Below are 22502 nucleotides of genomic sequence, written 5' to 3'. Positions count from 1 at the left end.
CGACTTTATAATTTTTCATGTCTAACGGCAAGTTATAGTCTCTTCCTTCGCCGCATAAACAGCACGTGCTCCACCAATTAGTTTTCCACGTGTTGTTGCCATCGTTACATGCGCACTTCCAATTTCCTTCACACCTGTACGAACCGGAACAGCTACATGCTTTAAATGCATACCGATAAATGTATCACCAATATCCATTCCTGCATCTGCTTTAATAAACTCAATTACTACCGGATCTTTCAAATTGTGATACGCATATGTTGCTAATGCACCACCTGCTGATCTAACAGGCGTAACTGTTACAATTTCAAATTGATATTTCATCGCCAACTCTCTCTCAACTACTAAAGCACGGTTTAAATGCTCACAACATTGAAACGCCAACTCAATACCTGTTTGCTCTTGAAATTGTTTTAACTCAGAAAAAATCGCCTCTGCTACTTCCATCGTTCCTGATGTCCCAATTCTTTCTCCTAGCACTTCGCTCGTGCTACACCCCACTACAAAAATTTGACCACTTTGTAATGAAGCTTGTTCTTGGAAATCAGCAAGCGAAATTTGTAACTGTTCTCTTACCTTTACGATTTCTGTCATTACGCCTCTTCCTTTCACAGGTTGGTTCACCAAATTATATTTCATACTACTTCTAGTTAGAATCTATTACTTTGTTTCGTATGTTTTAATTTTTCCTACGCGGTTTTCATGTCGACCACCTTCATAGTCAGTTGTTAACCAAATTTTTGCGATGTCACGTGCTAGACCTGCACCAATTACACGCTCGCCCATTGCTAACATGTTCGTATCATTATGCTCTCTCGTTGCTTTCGCACTGAAAGTATCATGAACTAATGCACAACGAATACCATTTACTTTGTTTGCTGCAATTGACATACCGATGCCCGTCCCACAAACTAAAATACCACGATCTACTTCACCATTCGCTACCATTTCCGCTGCTGGAAACGCAAAATCAGGGTAATCAACAGAACCAGCTTCACATTCACAACCTAAATCAATATATTCAATATTTAACTCTTCTAATAAACTTACAAGTTCTTTACGGATATTCATACCGCCGTGATCAGATGCTACTACTACTTTCATTTTTACCCCTCCAAAGTTTCAATCAATTATCTTCATTTCTCACTCGTTACCTTAACGGAACGAAGTAATCTCCAATATCGTATTATACACGAAACATCAACCTTCTGAATGTTTTTTCAGTAAAGTTTGTACAAGTTTTTCCATCTCTTCTAACGTTTCTTTATAAATAGAAAGTGAACCGCCAAATGGATCTGAAATATCCTTACTTATCCCCTCAGTTACTCCATATAATGTATCCACTTTCTTTTCAACACTCGGATAATGCCCAAGTACAATTTGCTTATGGTTTTCCGTCATTGTTACTACAATATCTGCCCAATCAATCAAAGCTTCATTTATCTGTTGCGAAGCATGATCGATTGTAATTCCCTTTTCAGCTAAAGCTTCCTTTGCATATATCGACGCATCACTTCCAGGATAGACGAAAACACCAGCAGATTGCACTTCAAACTTCCCTTCTCCATGATGACGAAGTAACGCCTCAGCCATCGGGCTACGGCATGTATTTCCAGTGCAAATAAATAACACTCGTTCCATCCAAACCCACCCCTTTTCTTCTTTTTCCTATCTTTCATCATAACGTACATAAGAATAGAACAAAAGAAATGTGAATATACGAAAGGCGCATTTCTCTTATATTTTTTCTAAGAAAAATGCGCCTTATCCACATATATGTGAAACCCTATTTCCAAGTGCCTAGAGTATTTTAACATACATAGCAAGCGTACTACAAAACAAAAGAAGGAATCCATTTCATATGAAACGGATTCCTCTTATACAATAATTATTTCATTGTAACTTTCATTACTTCTGTTGAACCTTTTGTAGCTGTTACACCTACAGTTGTTTTAATAGACTCAGCTGCATCTGTGTTTGTAATAACAATTGGGGTAATTGTACTTTTCGCTTTTTCACGGATTAATTCTAAGTCGAATGAGATTAATTTATCTCCAGCTTTTACAGCTTGGCCTTCAGAAACGTGAGCTTCGAAACCTTCGCCTTCCATTTTTACAGTTTCTAATCCAACGTGGATTAAAATTTCTGTACCGTTTTTCGCTTTAATTCCTACAGCATGTTTTGTGTGGAATAACTGTACGATTTCACCATCAACTGGAGATACAACTACACCTTCAGTAGGATCGATTGCAACACCTTCACCCATCATACGACCAGCGAATACTGGATCTGGTACTTCTTCAATATTTTTCACTGCTCCAGTTAATGGAGCTACGATTGTTTCTTCATTTGTTTTTGAACCAAAACCGAATAATTTTTTAAACATAGGATAGTCCTCCTCATAATTTACCTAAAAGTTTATAGGGCAATCCCTAGTAAAACTCGGGATACATGTAAGACTTCATACTTCGAATATTATACTGTAAAAACGCTTTCGAAATAAATTACGTCATTACTAATAGACTCTTATTGTAGCTCTTTGCAAAATTCCAGTCAATTCTGATTGTCTGAATAACAATAAGAAGTTAACTTCTACTTATATTTTCTCTTTTTTTACCCAACTTGTCTAGAGGTCTTTACTACATTTTGTTTTTTGTTTTTAATTTGTAAAATTTTTTTCAAACTTTTTTCAAAATCCGCTTGACTAAAGTAAGTAACTATTTTATTATTACTTACATAAGGTAAGTTAATAACTTTTAGGAGGTTTCAAAAATGATGGATTTCGGTCTTCTTATTATTCGTCTTATTATAGGTATTACATTCATGGGTCATGGTGCTCAAAAATTATTTGGTTGGTTCGGTGGTTACGGTTTAAAAGGAACAGGTGGCTGGATGGAATCAATCGGTTTACGCCCTGGTGTATTTATGGCATTTATGGCTGGCGCAACTGAATTATTAGGTGGTTTCTTATTCGCATCAGGTATTTTCACTGCAATCGGTTCATTATTTATCGTCGGAACAATGTTAATGGCAATCTTCACTGTTCACGGGAAAAATGGTTACTGGGTAACCCAAAACGGATATGAATACAACTTAATGTTAATCGCCGTTGCTATCGGGGTAGCTTTAATCGGACCTGGTGCATACGTTTTATTATAATTTTTATCTTGAATTCGAGATTATTTAGACGGAACTTACTTCAATCACAATGAAGTAAGTTCTTTTTATGTAATAAAAATATTATTTTCAGCAGGAGTTTTCCACTAACATCTTGTAAACAAACAATAAGTCGTCATATTTAGAAAGGGGATTTTACGCATGTTATCCATTAATCCAAATGAACAAACGGAAAAAGAGAATTACAAATTATTAACGGGAAGTATCATTCCACGCCCTGTCGCATTCGTTACTTCTGTAACAAAAGACGGCGTATTAAACGGAGCACCGTATAGCTATTTCAATATTGTCGCTGCTAATCCACCACTTATCTCAGTTTCTGTACAACGAAAAGCCGGAGAAAGAAAGGACACTTCCCGAAACGCAATTGAAAAAGGTGAATTTGTCGTACATATCTCTGATGAATCTTACGTAGAAGCAATTAACGAAACAGCGGCTAACCTCCCGCCAAATGAAAGTGAAATTGAACTAGCAAAACTAACACCAATTGAAAGTGATGTCATCTCCGTTCCAGGTGTGAAAGAAGCTAATATTCGAATGGAATGCGTACTAGAACGCGCAATCCCTCTTGGCGGAACAGAAGACTCACCAGCTTGCGATCTACTAATCGGACGCGTCGTTCGTTTCCACGTCGCAGAACACCTATACGAAAACGGCCGCATTCATGCAGAAGGACTAAAACCAGTAAGCCGCCTAGCAGGACACAACTACGCTAAACTAGGCGAACAATTCGAGTTGGTAAGACCAGTTTAAAAGCGGAAGCGGCTCGATTCCTTCCATCACTCAAACATAAAATCCCCTGCTATTTAGCAAGGGATTTTATCATTGTAATTCTTCCTTTTTTTCCTCTAAAGTAGGTACTTTCTCTTTTTTCGGTTTCCCAAGCTTAATTACTAAGAAATATAGGGAAAGCAATGTAATAAGAAAAACGATTATAAACGGATATGGAGAATAAAAGGCACGCGCTGCCTCCGTTTTTCCCGCCACAAACTTCAATGACTCAATATCTAAAAACTCAGCAAACATTTGTACACCGAGCATACTAAACCAAAAAACAAAAAAACTAATAATAATACCAAAAACTTGCTTCAATCTCGTCATTTATCTCATCCTTTCTATATCTATAATTTTTTAGTGTAATCAGTATAGTATAAATAAAACTATGCACAGAAAGGAACTATCTTACCATTCGCGAATTAACTTCATCCAACCTAAAATTGAAATTTGCAAAATAATACCCCAAATAACAAGCCGTCTTAACCACCTAGGGAAAAAAGTTAAAAATCGAATATACCATTCCAATAATTTATTCATAACTCCCTCCTATTTAAAATTATATAGGAAAAAGGAGATATAATCCAAATCCAACCAAAATGATACCACCTACTATCTCACCATATGTACCGAGCATATCTTTTGCATGTCTACCAATTAATAAACCAATCCACGCTAATAACATACTAACAAATCCAAAAAGTAATATCGTAATAATTGTCTGCGCCCCGTAAATACCAAGACTAAGGCCTACTGAAAAACTATCTATACTAACGCCAAATGCAAATACGAATAAACTAATTCCAATAGGGGCCGTTCTAGTCTCTTCATTCTCCAAAATAGATGAATATATAATATAGAATCCTAGTCCAATTAATAAAATAGCACCTGCAAAATGCGCAATGTCTCCATACTGTTCTGATAAAAAGCGACCTAATATCATTCCTATAAATGGCATGATAATATGAAATATCCCTATCGTCATACCGATATACAGAATTTGTCTTACCTTTAAGGTCATCATTCCCATACCAAGACTCACCGAGAACGCATCCATCCCTAAGGCGAATGCCATAATTGTTAAAGGTATTAGCTGTTCAAACGTCATTCATGTCCCTCCTCGGACGTGCTACTTCAAAATATGCTTATCCGAGGAGAAATATTCTGTTTGCTAATCGTACCTTATGATTCAGTAATAATCTGATGTCCTGCTGCTTTCGTTAAGCGATTCATAATGGCATTCCCTATTCCTTCATTTGGAAATGATTCACTAAAAATAACATCCACTTCACTTGCATCAAATGTTCTAAGTACATCATATAATTTAGTCGCCACACTAGCTAAATCGCTTCGAACACCACAAGATAATACTACATCCGCGCTATATACATGCTGATACTCTTCTGTCGTTAATAAACCCACTTTGAATCCTTCTTCCTTCTTCTCATCCACAAGGCGCTGAATAAACTCACGTGAACCTTCAACAATGCTAAGCGGCGCTTTCGGTGCATAATGTGTATATTTCATTCCAGGTGATTTCGGTTTTTCCTTCTCGTCCTTTAAAGCCGGATCTAAAGAAACAGTACCAATTACCGCTTCTAATTGTTCTTTCGTAATTCCACCTGGGCGTAATATCGTTGGAACCTCGCTCGTACAATCAATTACAGTCGATTCAACACCTACTCCCGTCGCACCACCATCTACAATACCTGCAATTTTCTCATTTAAATCTTCATATACGTGAGAAGCTAGTGTCGGACTTGGGCGACCAGAGCGATTCGCACTCGGTGCTGCAACAGGTACATTTGCCTCTTCAATAAGAGCAAGCGCTACTGGATGATCAGGCATTCTTACTCCAACCGTATTAAGTCCTGCCGTCACCTTCTCTGAAATTCCTTCTTTTCTAGGTAAAATAATTGTTAACGGGCCTGGCCAAAAATGCTCCATTAACTTCTCTGCAACTGGCGGGATTTCTTTCACAATCCCATCTAACTGTGATTTTGTACCGATGTGGACAATAAGTGGATTATCACTCGGTCTTCCTTTCGCTTCAAAAATTTTCGCGATTGCTTCATCATTCATCGCGTTTGCACCTAGTCCATATACCGTTTCTGTAGGGAAGGCAATCGCCTCGTTTTCCCTTAATAATTTTGCTGCTTCTTGTAACTGTGGATAATATTTTTTTCTTTCCACAACATTATCCACAACCCACATATTTGTATGCATTTTTTCCCACGTCCTTTTCTACCCTGAAATACTTGTCTATTTTTAGTTTACTATGAGATTTATCCAAAAGACAAACAAGGTTTATCCACAAAATGTGGATAAACCTAATTAATCCGTGGATAACTTTGTGAATAGCTGACAATTTAGTATTATTGCATTTGGCTCTTTTATATTTTTACAAAAGTGTTCTAACTGTCGAATTCCCTCTGGTACGTTTTCTTTCTCTATAGTAACAAAGTCAAAAAACTGAAAGATTGTTATAGATTGTGGATGATTTGTTAGTAAGTACAATTGTCGAATATTTTTTTCGTTCATATACTGCAAAAACATTTCGAAAAAATATAAGAAAGTCTGTTTATCCACATTAGGTGTGAATAAACAAGAACGAATCAGTGCGTGTTCTTCACTTTGTTCATATCCGATGACAGCCCGTATTTCTTCCGCCTCTTCCAAAATCATAAATTGCGCGTACAACTCATTTATTTTATCATCTTTTTTATTAGCTTGTCCGAAAAAAGAATGCAATCTTTCCACATCTGCTTTCGTAGCAAAATATACTTTCTTCATAGTAAATCCCTCCTCTTTGTTATATATGAGAAGGGATTTACGAATAGTACTATTTAGAGAATAAAGATGTAAAAGCTTCTACAATAAATAACTTAACTTCTGGCTTTTCTTCTTCCTCCTCTACTTTTACATACTCATTTTGTTTTTCTTGTTTTTGTTCCACAGGTTTCTCCACTTTTTCCACAGTTTTTGTTTCCTCTTTACTTACAGGTTGTTCTTCTACTTTCGTTTCATTTTTTACTACTTTCTTTTCAGAAGCTGTTACTTTTTTTGCGACTTCCTGCTTTACAGCTTTCTTTTCTTTCACCTCATCCTCTTTTTTCTCTTCTGTATTTACTACTTCTTCATCATCTATTTGTTTTACTTGCTCCTCTTCAGGAGATTCAGCCTTCACAACATGTTCTTCTTTCCTTACAGCTGTACCACTTGAAAAATCTAAGAAACACATCGGTGGAAATAATACACACCACCAGTTTGCCCCTTCCCCTTTCCCAATTGTAATCAATACCGCCTCATATTCCCCTGCTGGATAAATAAAATTACCATATACCTTTGTAGGGAACTTTACATTCTTACTAAATTTCACTTGAAATGAATCTTTACTTCCTTCTTTTTTCAACGTATTTGCCACTATTTTTTCGATTTCTGGAATATGACTTTGAATGACTTTACGTGCCTCTTCAAATGAAGTTAAATCTGCTACCCATCCATCAATTTGTGCTTTTACTTCATCACGCACTTTGCGCTTTAAAGCCTGATCTTTATCTGAATCACTATTTGCTAAAATCCGTAATCGAACGGCCTCTTTCGGAATAACTGAAGGCCCTTTCGCATCAGCTTTCATATATCCAAACTGCACAAGCAACTGTGCACCAATTAATAATAGAAGAAGATAAGCAATAACTTGTTTTTTCATTTCCTCCACCGTCCCTTCTACAAACAGTGTGGACAGACTTTCATCTTTCTAAACTATTAAATTCAAAATCTATATAAATTTTTCCACAAAAAAAATAGAGTAAGGTGTGAACCTTACTCCATCTCTGCAAATACCATACGATCTTTTCCATTAATATCAAAAACAACCTCAACATGAGCATGTGGAAAAGCTTGTTGTAACAACCATTTTACATCCTCACCTTGCCCTACTCCAATTTCAAATGCCACAATTGCTTTCTTCTGCAATACATTCGGCAACTCTTCCATAAAACGGCGATAGAAATCTAATCCGTCTTCACCGCCAACAAGTGCTCTCTTTGGCTCATGCTCTTTCACCACAGGAGAAAGGCCACGCCAATCCTCTTCCGGTATATATGGAGGGTTTGAAACAACAACATCTAACTTTTGACCTGTTTTATAAAATGGTGACAATAAATCACCATGATAGAACGTTACTTCTGCGCCTAAAGTTTTTGCATTTTCTTTTGCAACTTCAATCGACTCTTGTGCAATATCTACCGTATACACATGAAGATTTTTATTTTCTAAAGCAAGCGTAATTGAAATCGCTCCACTACCTGTACCAATGTCCGCCACATGTAGTTTCTCATCGCCAAAATGACGCTCGATTCTTTCTAACACTCCCACTATAAGCTCTTCTGTTTCCGGTCTTGGTATTAATACTTCTTCATTCACAAAGAACGACCGTCCATAAAACATTTCATAACCAATCATATATTGAATAGGAATACCTTCTACATGCTTGTGAATAAACTCCGTAAAACTTGTTTCTTGTTCCACAGTTATTTCTTCACGCATATTCATGAGCATTCCGGTTCTGTTCGTCTTTAATACATGACAAAGGACAAGTTCTCCCGCATTTTCATCTCGTCCATTTTCCTGTAAAAAAGAAGAAGCCCATTTCAGGGCTTCATAGACACGCATTACTCAGCTGCCTCCATCTTTTGAGCCTGATCTTCCATCACTAAGGCATTGATGAAATCATCTAACTTACCTTGTAAGATTTGATCTAGCTTTTGAATCGTTAAACCGATTCGATGGTCTGTAACGCGGTTTTGCGGGAAATTATACGTACGAATACGCTCTGAACGATCACCCGTACCAACAGCTTGTTTACGGTTTTGATCATACTCAGCTTGCGCTTCTTGTCTAAACTTATCATAAACACGTGCGCGTAATACTTTCATCGCTTTTTCTTTATTCTTGATTTGTGATTTCTCATCCTGACACGATACAACTACACCAGTCGGTAAATGCGTTAAACGTACCGCTGACATCGTTGTATTAACACTTTGTCCACCAGGACCACTAGAAGCAAACGTATCAACACGAACATCTTTTTCATGAATACTAATTTCTACTTCTTCTGCCTCTGGTAATACAGCTACAGTTGCTGTAGATGTATGAATACGTCCACCAGATTCCGTTTCAGGAACACGTTGTACACGGTGAGCACCATTCTCGAATTTCAGCTTCGCGAAAGCACCTTTACCGTTAATCATAAAGATAATCTCTTTATATCCACCTAACTCTGTATAGCTCGCTTCGATAATTTCAGTTTTCCAACCTTGTACCTCAGCATAACGGCTATACATACGATATAAATCACCAGCAAATAAAGCGGCCTCGTCACCACCAGCAGCACCACGAACCTCAACGATAACGTTTTTATCATCATTAGGGTCTTTTGGAACAAGTAAAATTTTCAGACGCTCTGACAATTCTTTATCTTGTCCTTCTAATTCAGAAACCTCTTCTTTTACCATGTCACGCATATCAGCGTCTAACTTATCTTCTAACATTGCTTTTGCATCTCTTAATTGCTCACGAACATCTTTATACTCACGGTACACCTCTACCGTTTCCTGCATATCAGATTGTTCCTTTGAATACTCACGAAGCTTATTCGTATCGCTAATAACCTCTGGATCACTTAACAATTCATTTAACTTCTCATAACGATCTTCTACAGCCTGCAAACGATCTAACACACCATTCACCTCTACATCCTAGTATCTAATACAAATAGTATATGGTACTTAATCAAAAAAACGCAAATTATATTTAAAAGTGGAGGTGGCTCACTCAGCTCTGACTGGCTAAGGTTCTCTCGCACAGAAGACGCTTTTTGTCTTCTCGTGCGGGAGGTTCTTAGACACGAAGAGCTAGCCACCGGAACTAGATATATTTAAAAGCGTAAGCGGCTTGCTCAGAATGGGAGGAGGTTGGAGCTTCTGACAGAGAGGCGCTCTTTGCCTCGCAGGAAGAAGCGAAACCACCGACCATTCTAGCCGCTGGAGCTAGATAATATTTAAAAGCGTAAGCGGCTTGCTCAGCTCTGACTGCCTAAAGTTCTTAGCTGTACGAAGAGCCGGCCACCAATCTTCATCTATTTTCGAAAAAAACCCGCTCTACATAGCGAGTTTCATTTATCTTTGTTTTGTAGGTACTGCATGACAATGACGACAACGTGGTTCATACGATTCTGAAGCCCCAACTAAAATAATTGGATCATCAAATGCCGCTGGTTCTCCATCGATTAAACGTTGCGTACGACTTGCAGGAGATCCGCATGCAGAACACACTGCCTGCAACTTAGTTACATGTTCAGCAATCGCCATCAGCTGAGGAACTTGTCCAAATGGTAGACCACGGAAATCTTGGTCTAATCCAGCTACAATGACACGATAGCCACGATTTGCCAATACTTGCACCACTTCCACAATGTCCCCATCAAAAAATTGTACCTCATCGATTGCAATAACATCCATTTCTTCTGCTACATGGTTAAATATATCTTTTGAAGCTGAAACAGGAACTGCTTTAACCTTTAATCCATTATGTGATACAACATCTTCTTCACTATAACGATTATCAATACATGGTTTAAATACAATCGCATGTTGTTTCGCAAATTGCGTACGGCGTATACGGCGGATGAGCTCTTCTGATTTTCCAGAAAACATACTCCCGCAAATCACTTCAATCCAACCATTTTGATTCATTAAGTACATTGAGCTCTCCTTTCATCTACTTTCCTAATCCAAAGTAGGGTAAAGGTTTAATATTTTTGCAAAAAAAACAGACAAGCGAATACATACACTTGCCTGTTTTATGTTCTTTATTACTTGATACCGTATTTCTTATTGAAGCGGTCAACACGTCCGTCTGCAGTAGCAAACTTCTGACGTCCAGTGTAGAATGGGTGAGAATCAGAACTGATCTCAATTTTTAGTAATGGATAAGTGTTACCATCTTCCCACTCAACAGTTTCGCTAGAGCCTTTAGTAGACCCGCTTAAGAATTTGAAGCCTGTGTTCGTGTCCATAAATACAACTTTATTGTAATTTGGATGGATTCCTGCTTTCATTCTTTTCATCTCCTTCCGCCCTGAATCATTTTCGAAACAGAGTTTTTCATCTTCAGCTGCTTACACAACTATATTGATGAAACACATATGATGAAATTATAACAAGGCTAACTCCATTTTGCAACTACCTGTTTTTGTCTTTTTAAAATTTAAAAGCGCAAGCGGCTCATTCAGAATCGCAGGACATTGGAGCTCTCGACCAAGAAGCGCTTTTTGCTTCGACCGAGAGAGCGAAATGGCCGGAGATTCTAGCCGCTGGAGCTGGATATAATTAAAAGCACAAGCGGCTCGTTTAGAATGGGAGGGGGATGGAGCTCGCTCAGAATGGGAGGGGGATGGAGCATCGGACGGTAGAGGCGCTTTTTGCCTCGTAGGAAGAAGTGAAGCCACCGACCATTCTAGCCGCTGAAGCTGGATCGAATTAAAAGCACAAGCGGCTCGTTCAGAATCCAGGACACTTCAAACTCTCGACCCAAATATGATTTTCATCTCAAAAAACAAAATTCCCCCATATATTGCTCTCTCTAATATTCCCTTAAAAAAACATAAAAAACTCGCTTACCACAAAATAAGCGAGTCCCAATCTTTTCCCTTTACTTAGTTGTTACATATCTTTTTGAGTCTGCAACAATGTTTTGTAAAAATTCTTCATTTGTCTTTGTTTGACGAAGTTTACGTAAGAAACCTTCGACAAAGTCTGGTGTATCACGCATTGTTTTACGAATACCCCATAGCTTGTCTAAATGTTCTTTCGGAATTAATAGATCTTCTTTACGTGTACCAGAACGGCGAATATCAATTGCCGGGAAGATACGACGCTCAGCTAATGAACGATCTAAGTGAAGTTCCATATTTCCAGTTCCTTTAAATTCTTCGTAAATTACATCGTCCATACGAGATCCTGTATCAACAAGCGCTGTTGCTAAAATCGTTAAGCTACCGCCTTCTTCAATATTACGTGCAGCTCCAAAGAAACGCTTCGGTCTATGGAAGGCAGCTGGGTCGATACCACCCGATAATGTTCTACCACTTGGCGGAATAACAAGGTTGTAAGCTCGCGCTAAACGGGTAATACTATCCATTAAAATGATAACATCTTTTTTGTGCTCTACAAGACGCATTGCACGTTCTAACACAAGTTCCGCTACTTTAATATGATTTTCTGGCACTTCATCAAAAGTAGAGCTTACAACATCTCCTTTAACAGAACGTTCGATGTCTGTTACTTCCTCTGGACGCTCATCAATTAAAAGTACAATTAATTCAGCTTCCGGGTGATTTGTTGTAACACTGTGTGCGATTTCTTTTAATAGACTTGTTTTACCAGCCTTTGGAGGCGCGACAATTAAACCACGTTGTCCAAATCCAACTGGTGCGATTAAATCCATGATGCGTGTCGGTAACTTTTTCGGTTCCGTTTCCAATTTCATTTGGCGATCTGGGTATAATGGTGTTAATGCAGGGAAATGCACACGCTCTTTTGCTGACTCTGGATCATCTCCGTTTACAGCTTCAACTTGTAATAATCCAAAATAGCGTTCATTTTCTTTCGGAGGTCGTACTTTACCAGAAACCTTGTCTCCATTACGTAAATCGAAACGACGAATTTGCGAAGCTGAGATATAAATATCTTCTGAGCTTGGAGAATAGTTGATAGGACGTAGGAATCCAAATCCTTCTGATTGAATAATTTCTAATACGCCTTCCATGAAGAAGAAACCTTCTTTTTCTGCTCGAGCTTTTAGGATAGCGAAGATTAACTCTTTTTTCGTTAATTTGCTATAATACGAAATCTTAAATTCTTTCGCAAGCTCGTATAACTCTTTTAATTTCATGTTTTCTAATGCTGCAATTGACAAATTCATTCAGACACCACACTTTAACGTTATTCTCTTTTCACATGGGTAAAGGGAAAAAATACGGAAGGCAAATAATTAATAATGAAAGGCAATAAGTTCAAGTAGGGTAATATTCACTATTGTAACCCTTTTATCTAGTTTTAATCAATACGTTGAAACACAAATACAAGAAGCGAAGACAAGAAAATTTGTCTTCGCTTTTATTTAACCTAGTTCCAGTAGCTAGAATGGTCAGGAGCTACAATGCCCCTCCCATTCTGAACGAGCTGCTTACGCTTTTTACTTAATAACCAAGTTTGGTTTTTTATTCAAGCTATGACGTCCGTCTACGAAGCGTACTGTGCCTGATTTTGCACGCATAACAAGGGATTGTGTTGTTCCTACGCTACCTTTAAATTGAACGCCGCGTAATAGTTCTCCGTCTGTTACGCCTGTTGCCGCAAAGATTGCATCGTCACCTTTTACTAAGTCTTCCATGCGAAGGATACGATTTATATCTTCAATACCCATTTTTTTACAGCGAGCTAATTCAGCTTCATTTTGAGGCAGAAGCTTTCCATGAATTTCTCCACCTAAACATTTTAATGCAACTGCTGCTAATACACCCTCAGGTGCTCCACCAGAGCCGAATAAAATATCTACACCTGTGCGATCAAATGCGGTGTTAATTGCTCCAGCCACATCTCCATCGTTAATTAATTTAATACGAGCACCAGCTTTACGAATTTCTTCGATAATCGCTTGATGACGTGGACGGTTTAAAACTGTCGCTACAACATCTTCAATATCTTTATTTTTCGCTTTCGCAACCGCACGTAAGTTATCGATAATAGGCGCATCAATATCGACCGCCCCAACCGCTTCTGGGCCAACCGCGATTTTATCCATGTACATGTCAGGAGCATGTAACAAATTACCATGATCTGCAATTGCAATAACAGCAAGAGCATTCCATCCACCAGCTGCTACGATGTTTGTCCCTTCTAAAGGATCAACCGCAACGTCTACACGTGGTCCATATCCTGTACCTAATTTCTCTCCGATATACAGCATTGGTGCTTCGTCCATCTCGCCTTCACCAATTACAACTGTACCTTTCATCGGGATTGTATCAAATACATCACGCATAGCTGATGTTGCTGCACCGTCTGCCTCATCCTTTTTCCCGCGCCCCATCCAACGCGCTGATGATAATGCTGCAGCCTCTGTTACACGTACTAACTCCATAGATAAACTTCTTTCCACGATAATCCCTCTCCTTTAAGTCTTTATATTTCTGCCGTATTTTGTGAACCGTGTTTCTCTACAAAGTATACTTCCGCAAGTAGTGATGCTTCGCTTCCCCCTTGCGGAAGTATCACTTATGCGTTCTTCATCTCTTCAATTTCTTGACTTGTCATTTGTTCTCGCCAAATGTTTGCGCCAAGACCTTTAAGCTTGTCTACTATATTTTCATAACCTCGATCAATATGCTCAAGTCCGGTTACTTCTGTAATTCCATCCGCCATTAACCCTGCAATAACAAGGGCCGCTCCAGCTCGCAAATCACTCGCTTTCACTTTTGCACCTTGTAATAAAACAGGACCAGTTACAATTGCCGAACGACCTTCCACTTTAATTTGTGCATTCATACGACGTAATTCATCAATGTGTTTAAAGCGTGCGCCGTAAATCGTATCCGTTACAACACCCGTTCCGTGCGCCTTTGTTAAAAGCGTTGTAAATGGTTGTTGTAAATCTGTTGGGAATCCCGGATATACAAGCGTTTTTATATCAACTACTTTTAACCTTCTATTACCGTTCACTGTAATTTGGTCATCGTTCGTTTCAACTTGGACACCAGCTTCTCTTAACTTCGCTGTAACTGACTCTAAATGCTGAGGAATCACATTATCAACCGTTATTTCTCCTCCTGATGCAGCTCCTAAAATCATATACGTACCCGCTTCAATACGATCCGGAATGATCGTATGGTGACAACCGTGCAGTGAATCCACACCATCAATTCGGATTACATCTGTGCCCGCACCTTTAATGCGTGCACCCATGCTTGTTAACAATGTAGCTACATCAATAATCTCTGGTTCTTTCGCTGCGTTTTCAATAACAGTTCTACCTTTCGCTCGCACAGCTGCTAGCATAATATTAATTGTAGCTCCTACACTAACAACATCTAAATAAATACGTGCCCCGCGCAATTCATCTGCTCTTAAATAAATCGCACCCTGTTCATTCGTAACATGTGCACCTAACGCTTCAAATCCTTTAATATGCTGATCAATAGGCCTCGGTCCTAAATGACATCCACCTGGAAGCCCAATAACAGCTTTTTTAAAACGGCCAAGCATCGCACCCATTAAATAATAAGAAGCACGCAATTTTTTCACTTTTCCATTCGGTAAAGGCATTGCAACCATGTTAGAAGGATCGACTATCATCTCTTCCTCCTGTCCATAAGCTACTCTTCCTCCAATTTCCTCTAGCAAGTCTCCTAACATTTTCACGTCCGAAATATTAGGGACACCACCAATAGTTACTGGAGTATCTGCTAAAATTGTCGCTGGAATTAGTGCAACGGCGCTGTTCTTTGCACCACTCACTCGAATTGTTCCATTTAAAGCTCTTCCGCCTTCAATTAGCAATTTTTCCATATTGAGCTCCCTTCTTGTGAATGTATTTACTTTCTATATCCTTATAGAAAGCTCCCCTTAAGAATCTCAATCACTCTTTCCACCCTAACACTCAATAAATAGGAAACCATTATCTTCATTTCTCCCGTAGTACGAATAGATAAAGATTAACTATTCATCGAATTTACATTATCAATTTAGATACATTATCACATTTATTAATAGGACTATGCACATTATTTTCTATTTCAAAAACAAAATGATAAAAATCTTTAGACTTGTTCACGCTTTCATTATACAACGAAAGGAAACCGTCTAAAAGACTAGACGGTTTCCAAAACGGAATTTTATTCTTACGCTTTACCGTTAGAACCGAATTCACGCATTTTACCAGCAACAGTTGCTTTAATAGCGTCGCGGCCAGGTCCAATATATTTACGAGGATCGTAAACTTCTTGGTCTTTGCTTAATGCTTCACGAACAGCTTTTGTAAACTCAATTTGGTTCTCAGTGTTTACGTTAATTTTTGAAGTACCTAAAGAAATAGCTTTTACGATATCAGCAGTTGGGATACCAGTACCACCGTGTAATACTAAAGGTACGCCAGTGAAGTCACGAACTTGTTCCATTTCAGCGAATCCTAAGTTAGGCTCACCTTTGTAAGGACCGTGTACAGAACCTAAAGCTGGAGCTAGGCAATCGATACCTGTTGCTTCAACAAGGTGCTTACACTCTGCTGGATCAGCGTAAATTACGCCTTCAGCGATGATGTCGTCTTCTTGTCCGCCAACTGTTCCAAGCTCAGCTTCAACAGATACGTTACGAGCGTGTGCGTATTCTACTACTTTTTTAGTAGTTTCAACGTTTTCTTCGAATGGGTGGTGAGAAGCGTCGATCATTACAGATGTGAAACCTGCATCAATTGCTTCTTTACATTTTTCGAAGCTTGAACCATGGTCAAGGTGAATCGCTACAGGAACAGTGATGTTCATTTCTTCGATTAAAGCTTTAACCATAGCTACAACTGTTTTGAAACCAGTCATATGACGAGCTGCACCCTCAGATACACCTAGGATTACAGGAGACTTTTCTTCTTCCGCAGCAGCTAAGATAGCTTGAGTCCACTCTAAGTTGTTCATGTTGAATTGACCAACTGCGTATTTTCCTTCTAGTGCTGTGTTTAGCATTTCTTTCATAGAAACTAAAGGCATGGTGAATCCTCCTAAAAAACGTTTTTTGTATCCGATAAGTTCTTATCGCTGGTAGTATGACCAGAATAAGGTAAAATATGTATATTTACATACCGGACTTTTTTCTACACTCAATAGGATAACAACTTGTACTCAAAAACTCAACCGTATTCACCTGCTCATTAGTCCATGTAAACGCTTTTTTCCATATTTTTTATAAAAAATTCATTTTTTACGCCTCTACAGCAAGCTGTTCTCTCACCGCTTGACGAATCTCATCAATATCAAACGGTTTAGCAAAGTGCATTAAAGCTCCTAAATCTTTCGCTTCTTGGATCATATCAAGCTCTCCATAAGCAGTCATTAAAATTACTTTAATACTCTCATCAATTTCCTTTACATGTTTTAAAATCTCTATACCATCCATACCTGGAATTTTCATATCTAACACTACTAAATCTGGATTATCTTTTTTCACGATATCTAAAGCTTGAAATCCATTCGCTGCTTGGAATGTCTGATAACCTTCTTTTTGGAACACTTCATGTAATAACACACGAATGCCATATTGATCATCAACGATTAAAATTTTACCTTCCATAACTCCCAACCTTTCTGTATAAATACAAGATTTAAAGCTTCTTATATCTTAACGATTAATTTTCGCTATTCTTTGGCAAATCCCTTCCTATTCTTTCTTATTTTACCGTTTCCTATTTTGTTATGCTACCCTTCGATTTCACCTTTCTAAAAAAATAAACTATAATGAAAGCCGGTAAACACGTACGAAAGGGAGTAACATTATGTTAAAAATTTTTTCAACTCAATTAAGTGGTTATTTCTCCAGAGTTTCTCAAAAAGAAGAAATGAATATAGAAGATAGCGCCCGTCTACTTGCTCAAGCATTAGTTGGCGACGGTTTCATTTATTTACATGGTACAAATGAAATGGAGGGCGTTGTTGCTGAAGCATTATTCGGTGCTGAGCCAATGAAGCAAGCAAAACGATTATTTGAAAATGGTAAAGAAGTAGAGGTAACTTCTGCAGACCGCGTACTTCTTATTAGCCGTTTTTCAACAGATGAAGAAGTTGTAGCAATGGCAAAAAAACTTCAAGCTGATGGACACTCTATTGTCGGCATCTCTGCTATTCAAGAAGGTACTGAATCACTAGAACAATATACAGATGTACATATTGATACTAAGCTGTTAAAAGGCCTTATTCCAGACGATGAAGGCAATCGCTACGGATTCCCAAGTTTAATGATAGCTTTATTTGCATATCATGGAATCAAATTTACAATCGATGAAATGTTAAATGAATATTAAAAAAAGCGCCCTATTTCAGGCGCTTTTTTTTATTACTTGCTCTCTTTATTCGTAATAGAAGCACTTACGAAGTCATGGAACAATGGTTGTGGACGATTTGGACGAGATACAAGTTCTGGATGGAACTGTGCTGCCACGAACCAAGGGTGGTCTTTTAATTCAATGATTTCAACTAGACGACCGTCTGGGCTTGTACCAGAGAATACAAATCCTTCTTTTTCCATATCCGGACGGAATTGATTGTTGAACTCATAACGATGACGATGACGCTCATATACAACCGGCTCGTTGTAAGCATTGTAAGCATTTGTTTCTTCAGCAAGCTTACATGGGTATAGACCAAGACGAAGTGTGCCACCTAAGTCTTCTACATCTTTTTGTTCTGGTAATAAGTCAATGATTGCATAAGGTGTGTCAGGATTTATTTCAGAAGAGTTAGCTCCTTCTAATCCTAATACGTTACGTGCGAATTCGATTGATGCAAGTTGCATACCTAGGCAAATTCCTAAGAATGGAACTTTGTTTTCACGAGCATATTGAATTGCAACGATTTTACCTTCTACACCACGATCGCCGAATCCACCAGGTACAAGGATACCATCTGTGTCACCAACTAATTCTTGTACGTTCTCTAGTGTTACGTGCTCAGCGTTTACCCATTTCACTTCTACATCTGTGTCGAATGAATAACCCGCATGACGAAGTGCTTCTACAACAGAAATGTATGCATCTTGAAGCTCTACGTATTTACCAACAAGAGCAATTTTTGTTTTCTTAGAAAGGTTACGTACTTTATTAACTAGCGCAGTCCATTCTGTCATATCTGCAGCTGGATTGTCTAATTTTAAGTGATCGCAAACGATTTGGTCCATATTTTGCTCTTGAAGAGATAATGGAACCGCATATAAAGTATCTGCATCGCGTGCTTCGATAACTGCTTTTGTATCAATGTCACAGAATAATGCAAGCTTGTCTTTCATATCTTGAGAAACAGGCAATTCTGTACGAACAACGATAATATTTGGTTGAATACCTAAGCTGCGAAGCTCTTTAACGCTATGTTGCGTTGGTTTTGTTTTCATTTCACCCGCTGCTTTTAAGTACGGGATTAACGTACAGTGAATGTACATTACATTGTCACGACCGATGTCGCTCTTAATTTGACGGATTGCTTCTAAGAATGGTAGAGACTCGATGTCACCAACAGTTCCACCAATTTCTGTAATAACAACGTCCGCGTTTGTTTCGCGACCAGAACGGTATACACGCTCTTTAATTTCGTTAGTAATGTGAGGAATAACTTGAACTGTTCCTCCTAGGTATTCACCACGGCGCTCTTTTTGAAGAACTGAAGAGTAAATTTTACCTGTTGTTACGTTGCTGTATTTGTTTAAGTTGATGTCGATGAAACGCTCATAGTGACCAAGGTCTAAATCAGTTTCTGCACCATCATCTGTTACGAATACCTCACCGTGTTGGTATGGGCTCATAGTCCCTGGGTCTACGTTAATGTACGGATCAAACTTTTGAATCGTTACGTTTAAACCACGATTTTTTAAAAGTCTTCCAAGAGATGCTGCTGTAATACCTTTTCCTAGAGACGATACTACACCGCCTGTTACAAAAATATACTTAGTCATGAAAAAGCTCCCTCCTATTTTGCTGTTATATAATCACCGTTGCAAAGCGCAACGTATGTAGATAACACTGTATCCATCTTATTGTTAGACTCTTTTTATTTTCTAAACAAAAAACAAAAAAGAAAATTGCTCCCCTCATCACATAAAGTAATAAGTAGGGAGCAATTTTCTTTTATATTTACACTTTAAAAGTATTATCGTCCTTTTTTAAAGAGCCCAAAAATGATTCTACATGGACGATAATGAAAAGTCAAGAACTACAGTTCTTCCTCTTCTTCTTCTTCAGCTTCAGCTTCATCGTACTCAAGTTCTTCTTCGGCGAAGTCATCTTCATCATCTTCATCTAAATCATCAAGATCATCGTCATCTCCGTCTTCTTCTTCAAGAACCTTGTCCAAATCTTCTACCTCTTCTTCACTTGCTTCTGCATCGTCGAAGTCTTCATCTTCTTCGATGTAGTCGTCAAAACCGTCCTCTTCAACTTTACGTTTCTTCTTCGGTTTTGGCTGAGGTAAGATTTCTTCATCAATTTGCTCATATGGGTACCAGCTACGTAGTCCCCAACGATTTTCTCCTAAATTAATGAAACGTCCATCGATGTTTAAATCTGTATAAAATTGTGCGAGTTTCGCATTAACTTGCTCTTGAGATAGTCCCAGCACTTGAGCGATTTCTCGAACCAACTCGTTGAATGTCGTTGCTTGTCTTTTATCCCCTAAAACGCTATGTACAACTTCAATCATTGAACATTCTTTTAGCTCTTCTGGTGAATATTGCTTAAAATTCACTTATGCGGCACTTCCTTTCTTCAAATATAACCTTATATATAACGGTCTGCTTAAAAAAATCCATACTATTCATTATAAACAAAAGTCGCACAAATATGCTACAAAAAAAACGGGAAACTTTAATATGGTAATAAAATTATAATTTGTCTATTCCTTATTTCGGAAACATATGCGCTCCTTGCAGTACATACCTAATTTGCATTTCTGTATATTCTTCAAGCGTATACAGTTTTTGCAGGGCCCAACGTCTAAATCCCCACATTTGTCCTTGTATGAAAATGTTATGTGCAAGAAGCTGTATCTCTTTTTTATTTAATGTAAATGTCCCATTTTCTGTACACTGCTCTAAAATATTCTCAAACATCCCGACCATTTGAAACTCTTTTTCTAATACATATGGGAGTGATTCTTTCGGTAAAAAACGTACCTCTTGATACATAATTAATACTTCTTCTTGCAATTCATCCATCACTTTAAAATAATTCGTTATCGCTATCTTTAAGCTTTCTATACTTCCCTTCTCTGTACACACTACTTCCTCTAATCTTTCTTTTACATGTTCATAAATACTATCACAAACTAAATATAAAACATCATCTTTTGTACGAATGTACTCATAAAGTGTTCCAATACTAAACCCAGCCGCCTTCGCAATCTCTCTCGTTGTTGTACGTGGGAACCCTTTTTGCTTAAACAATTGCACCGCACCTTTAATCATTTGTTCACGTCTTAACGCAACTAATTTTTCATCTTTCACGGACGCATGTACATTGTGTTTAACCATCCCCTTCACCTCTCCCTATTATTTTTTGGAAGGAAAAAGCGTAGGAAAATACCTACGCCTTTGATCCTACTTCGTTAACATACGAGAAATTACAAGCCTTTGAATCTCTTGTGTTCCCTCATATATTTGTGTAATCTTTGCATCGCGCATATAACGCTCTACTGGATAATCTTTCGTATAACCGTAACCACCAAATACTTGTACCGCTTCAGTCGTCACCTTCATCGCTGTATCCCCTGCAAATACTTTTGACATCGCTGACTCTTTCCCATACGGAAGCCCTTCCGATTCAAGCCAAGCCGCTTGGTATGTTAGAAGACGTGCCGCCTCCACATCCGTTGCCATATCTGCAAGTTTAAAGCCAATTCCTTGCTGCGCCGCAATTGGTTTCCCAAACTGATGACGCTCTCTTGCATAATCTACAGAAGCATCTAAAGCCCCTTGCGCAATACCGACTGCTTGCGCGGCAATACCATTACGGCCGCCATCTAATGTTTGCATCGCAACTTTAAATCCTTGGCCCTCTTCCCCGAGTAGGTTCTCTACAGGAATACGGCAATCTTCGAACATAATTTCAGTCGTTGGTGAAGAGCGAATCCCTAACTTGCTTTCCTTCTTCCCAACTGAAAATCCTGGTGTATCACTTTCCACAATAAACGCGCTCGTACCACTCTGCTTCGATTCGGGATCAGTTAACGCAAAAACAACATAAATATCAGCAATACCGCCATTTGTAATAAAGATTTTCGATCCATTTAAAATGTAATGGTCTCCATCTCGTTTCGCAGTTGTCCTCATTCCGCCAGCATCTGAGCCAGAACTTGGTTCCGTTAAACCGTATGCACCAATTTTCGTTCCTTCTGCCATCGGTCGTAAAAACTTTTGCTTTTGTTCTTCCGTTCCAAATTTAAAAATTGGCCAACCAGCAAGTGAAGTGTGTGCAGACAGCGTTACACCTGTTGAAGCACAAACACGAGATAATTCTTCGATAGCAATCACATACGCTAAGTAATCGCTTCCAATTCCACCGTATTCTTCAGGCCACGGAATTCCGGTTAAACCAAGCTCTGCCATTTGATCAAATATTGCACGATCAAATCTCTCTTCTTCATCACGCTCAGCTGCCGTCGGTGCTACTTCGTTCTTAGCAAAATCCCGAACCATTTTTCTTATCATTTCATGTTCTTCTGATAGTTTAAAATGCATTCCCGT

Annotated in this window: 26 protein-coding genes; 3 read left to right on the top strand and 23 right to left on the bottom strand. The window is 38.5% G+C overall.

Going from position 1 to position 22502, the window contains the following annotated elements; genetic code table 11:
• Window positions 1-21: 21 nt before the first annotated feature.
• The 4 genes from DN392_RS08870 to DN392_RS08855 form a co-directional block, all read right to left on the bottom strand.
• Window positions 22-639, bottom strand: coding sequence for a TIGR01440 family protein (locus tag DN392_RS08870; RefSeq protein ID WP_095205689.1), 618 nt, complete (start codon window positions 637-639; stop codon window positions 22-24).
• Window positions 640-660: 21 nt separating this feature from the next.
• Entirely contained in the window at window positions 661-1104 is a 444-nt protein-coding gene (gene rpiB / locus DN392_RS08865) for a ribose 5-phosphate isomerase B (protein WP_000869917.1), read from the bottom strand.
• A 96-nt stretch (window positions 1105-1200) separates the two neighbouring features.
• Complete coding sequence (locus DN392_RS08860; RefSeq protein ID WP_000442702.1) at window positions 1201-1641, bottom strand: low molecular weight protein arginine phosphatase; 441 nt, start codon at window positions 1639-1641, stop codon at window positions 1201-1203.
• Window positions 1642-1888: 247 nt separating this feature from the next.
• Window positions 1889-2386 (bottom strand): PTS sugar transporter subunit IIA, encoded by a 498-nt coding sequence (locus tag DN392_RS08855; protein ID WP_000473649.1) that lies wholly within the window; start codon window positions 2384-2386, stop codon window positions 1889-1891.
• A 386-nt stretch (window positions 2387-2772) separates the two neighbouring features.
• Between DN392_RS08855 and DN392_RS08850 the strand changes: the two genes are divergently transcribed.
• A complete protein-coding gene (locus DN392_RS08850) occupies window positions 2773-3159 on the top strand; it encodes a DoxX family protein (RefSeq protein WP_000968618.1) in 387 nt (128 codons plus the stop codon).
• 159 nt (window positions 3160-3318) lie between these two features.
• On the top strand, window positions 3319-3930 hold the full coding sequence (locus DN392_RS08845) for a flavin reductase family protein (protein WP_000949075.1): 612 nt from the start codon (window positions 3319-3321) through the stop codon (window positions 3928-3930).
• Window positions 3931-3999: 69 nt separating this feature from the next.
• On the opposite strand, the gene DN392_RS08840 is transcribed toward DN392_RS08845, so the two are convergent.
• The 15 genes from DN392_RS08840 to spo0F all read right to left on the bottom strand — a co-directional run bounded on the left by DN392_RS08840 (window position 4000) and on the right by spo0F (window position 17351).
• A complete protein-coding gene (locus tag DN392_RS08840; RefSeq protein WP_000197467.1) occupies window positions 4000-4278 on the bottom strand; it encodes a DUF3935 domain-containing protein in 279 nt (92 codons plus the stop codon).
• An 81-nt stretch (window positions 4279-4359) separates the two neighbouring features.
• Entirely contained in the window at window positions 4360-4491 is a 132-nt protein-coding gene (locus DN392_RS30725; protein ID WP_001037624.1) for a hypothetical protein, read from the bottom strand.
• A gap of 19 nt (window positions 4492-4510) precedes the next feature.
• Window positions 4511-5059 (bottom strand): manganese efflux pump MntP, encoded by a 549-nt coding sequence (locus DN392_RS08835; RefSeq protein WP_000142486.1) that lies wholly within the window; start codon window positions 5057-5059, stop codon window positions 4511-4513.
• 74 nt (window positions 5060-5133) lie between these two features.
• Complete coding sequence (locus DN392_RS08830; protein WP_088321275.1) at window positions 5134-6177, bottom strand: L-threonylcarbamoyladenylate synthase; 1044 nt, start codon at window positions 6175-6177, stop codon at window positions 5134-5136.
• A gap of 108 nt (window positions 6178-6285) precedes the next feature.
• Entirely contained in the window at window positions 6286-6744 is a 459-nt protein-coding gene (locus tag DN392_RS08825; protein WP_000758432.1) for a GNAT family N-acetyltransferase, read from the bottom strand.
• Window positions 6745-6793: 49 nt separating this feature from the next.
• Entirely contained in the window at window positions 6794-7660 is an 867-nt protein-coding gene (gene spoIIR / locus DN392_RS08820) for a stage II sporulation protein R (RefSeq protein ID WP_064057321.1), read from the bottom strand.
• Window positions 7661-7773: 113 nt separating this feature from the next.
• A complete protein-coding gene (prmC, locus tag DN392_RS08815; RefSeq protein ID WP_001267076.1) occupies window positions 7774-8625 on the bottom strand; it encodes a peptide chain release factor N(5)-glutamine methyltransferase in 852 nt (283 codons plus the stop codon).
• Window positions 8625-9692, bottom strand: a complete 1068-nt coding sequence (prfA, locus tag DN392_RS08810; protein WP_002096180.1) for a peptide chain release factor 1 — start codon at window positions 9690-9692, stop codon at window positions 8625-8627. Before prfA ends, prmC begins: the two co-directional genes overlap by 1 nt.
• A 438-nt stretch (window positions 9693-10130) precedes the next feature.
• Complete coding sequence (locus DN392_RS08805; RefSeq protein ID WP_000281084.1) at window positions 10131-10715, bottom strand: thymidine kinase; 585 nt, start codon at window positions 10713-10715, stop codon at window positions 10131-10133.
• Window positions 10716-10825: 110 nt separating this feature from the next.
• Window positions 10826-11071, bottom strand: coding sequence for a type B 50S ribosomal protein L31 (locus DN392_RS08800; protein WP_000643447.1), 246 nt, complete (start codon window positions 11069-11071; stop codon window positions 10826-10828).
• 593 nt (window positions 11072-11664) lie between these two features.
• Window positions 11665-12936: a transcription termination factor Rho gene (gene rho / locus DN392_RS08795; RefSeq protein ID WP_001053898.1), complete on the bottom strand. Its 1272-nt coding sequence runs from the start codon at window positions 12934-12936 to the stop codon at window positions 11665-11667.
• Window positions 12937-13209: 273 nt separating this feature from the next.
• Window positions 13210-14175 (bottom strand): class II fructose-bisphosphatase, encoded by a 966-nt coding sequence (gene glpX / locus DN392_RS08790; RefSeq protein WP_000442336.1) that lies wholly within the window; start codon window positions 14173-14175, stop codon window positions 13210-13212.
• 116 nt (window positions 14176-14291) lie between these two features.
• A complete protein-coding gene (murA, locus tag DN392_RS08785) occupies window positions 14292-15581 on the bottom strand; it encodes a UDP-N-acetylglucosamine 1-carboxyvinyltransferase (protein WP_000413258.1) in 1290 nt (429 codons plus the stop codon).
• A gap of 332 nt (window positions 15582-15913) precedes the next feature.
• Entirely contained in the window at window positions 15914-16771 is an 858-nt protein-coding gene (locus DN392_RS08780) for a class II fructose-bisphosphate aldolase (RefSeq protein WP_001131858.1), read from the bottom strand.
• 211 nt (window positions 16772-16982) lie between these two features.
• Complete coding sequence (gene spo0F, locus DN392_RS08775; RefSeq protein ID WP_000398593.1) at window positions 16983-17351, bottom strand: sporulation initiation phosphotransferase Spo0F; 369 nt, start codon at window positions 17349-17351, stop codon at window positions 16983-16985.
• A 202-nt stretch (window positions 17352-17553) separates the two neighbouring features.
• Between spo0F and DN392_RS08770 the strand changes: the two genes are divergently transcribed.
• A complete protein-coding gene (locus DN392_RS08770; protein WP_000912405.1) occupies window positions 17554-18078 on the top strand; it encodes a DUF2529 domain-containing protein in 525 nt (174 codons plus the stop codon).
• Between the two features lie 32 nt (window positions 18079-18110).
• Here DN392_RS08770 and pyrG read toward each other — a convergent pair whose 3' ends face one another.
• The 4 genes from pyrG to acdA all read right to left on the bottom strand — a co-directional run bounded on the left by pyrG (window position 18111) and on the right by acdA (window position 22496).
• Window positions 18111-19718, bottom strand: coding sequence for a CTP synthase (pyrG, locus tag DN392_RS08765; RefSeq protein ID WP_000170449.1), 1608 nt, complete (start codon window positions 19716-19718; stop codon window positions 18111-18113).
• Window positions 19719-19975: 257 nt separating this feature from the next.
• Complete coding sequence (gene rpoE, locus DN392_RS08760) at window positions 19976-20506, bottom strand: DNA-directed RNA polymerase subunit delta (protein ID WP_001009784.1); 531 nt, start codon at window positions 20504-20506, stop codon at window positions 19976-19978.
• A gap of 154 nt (window positions 20507-20660) precedes the next feature.
• Complete coding sequence (locus DN392_RS08755) at window positions 20661-21290, bottom strand: TetR/AcrR family transcriptional regulator (protein WP_000238598.1); 630 nt, start codon at window positions 21288-21290, stop codon at window positions 20661-20663.
• A 66-nt stretch (window positions 21291-21356) separates the two neighbouring features.
• A complete protein-coding gene (gene acdA, locus DN392_RS08750) occupies window positions 21357-22496 on the bottom strand; it encodes an acyl-CoA dehydrogenase AcdA (protein ID WP_088321582.1) in 1140 nt (379 codons plus the stop codon).
• Window positions 22497-22502 lie beyond the last annotated feature (6 nt).

The organism is Bacillus sp. BB51/4 (assembly GCF_008368845.1).
Taxonomy (GTDB): domain Bacteria; phylum Bacillota; class Bacilli; order Bacillales; family Bacillaceae_G; genus Bacillus_A; species Bacillus_A wiedmannii.
Note: the sequence above shows the minus strand (reverse complement) of the source record. Positions and strands in the feature narration are given on the sequence as shown.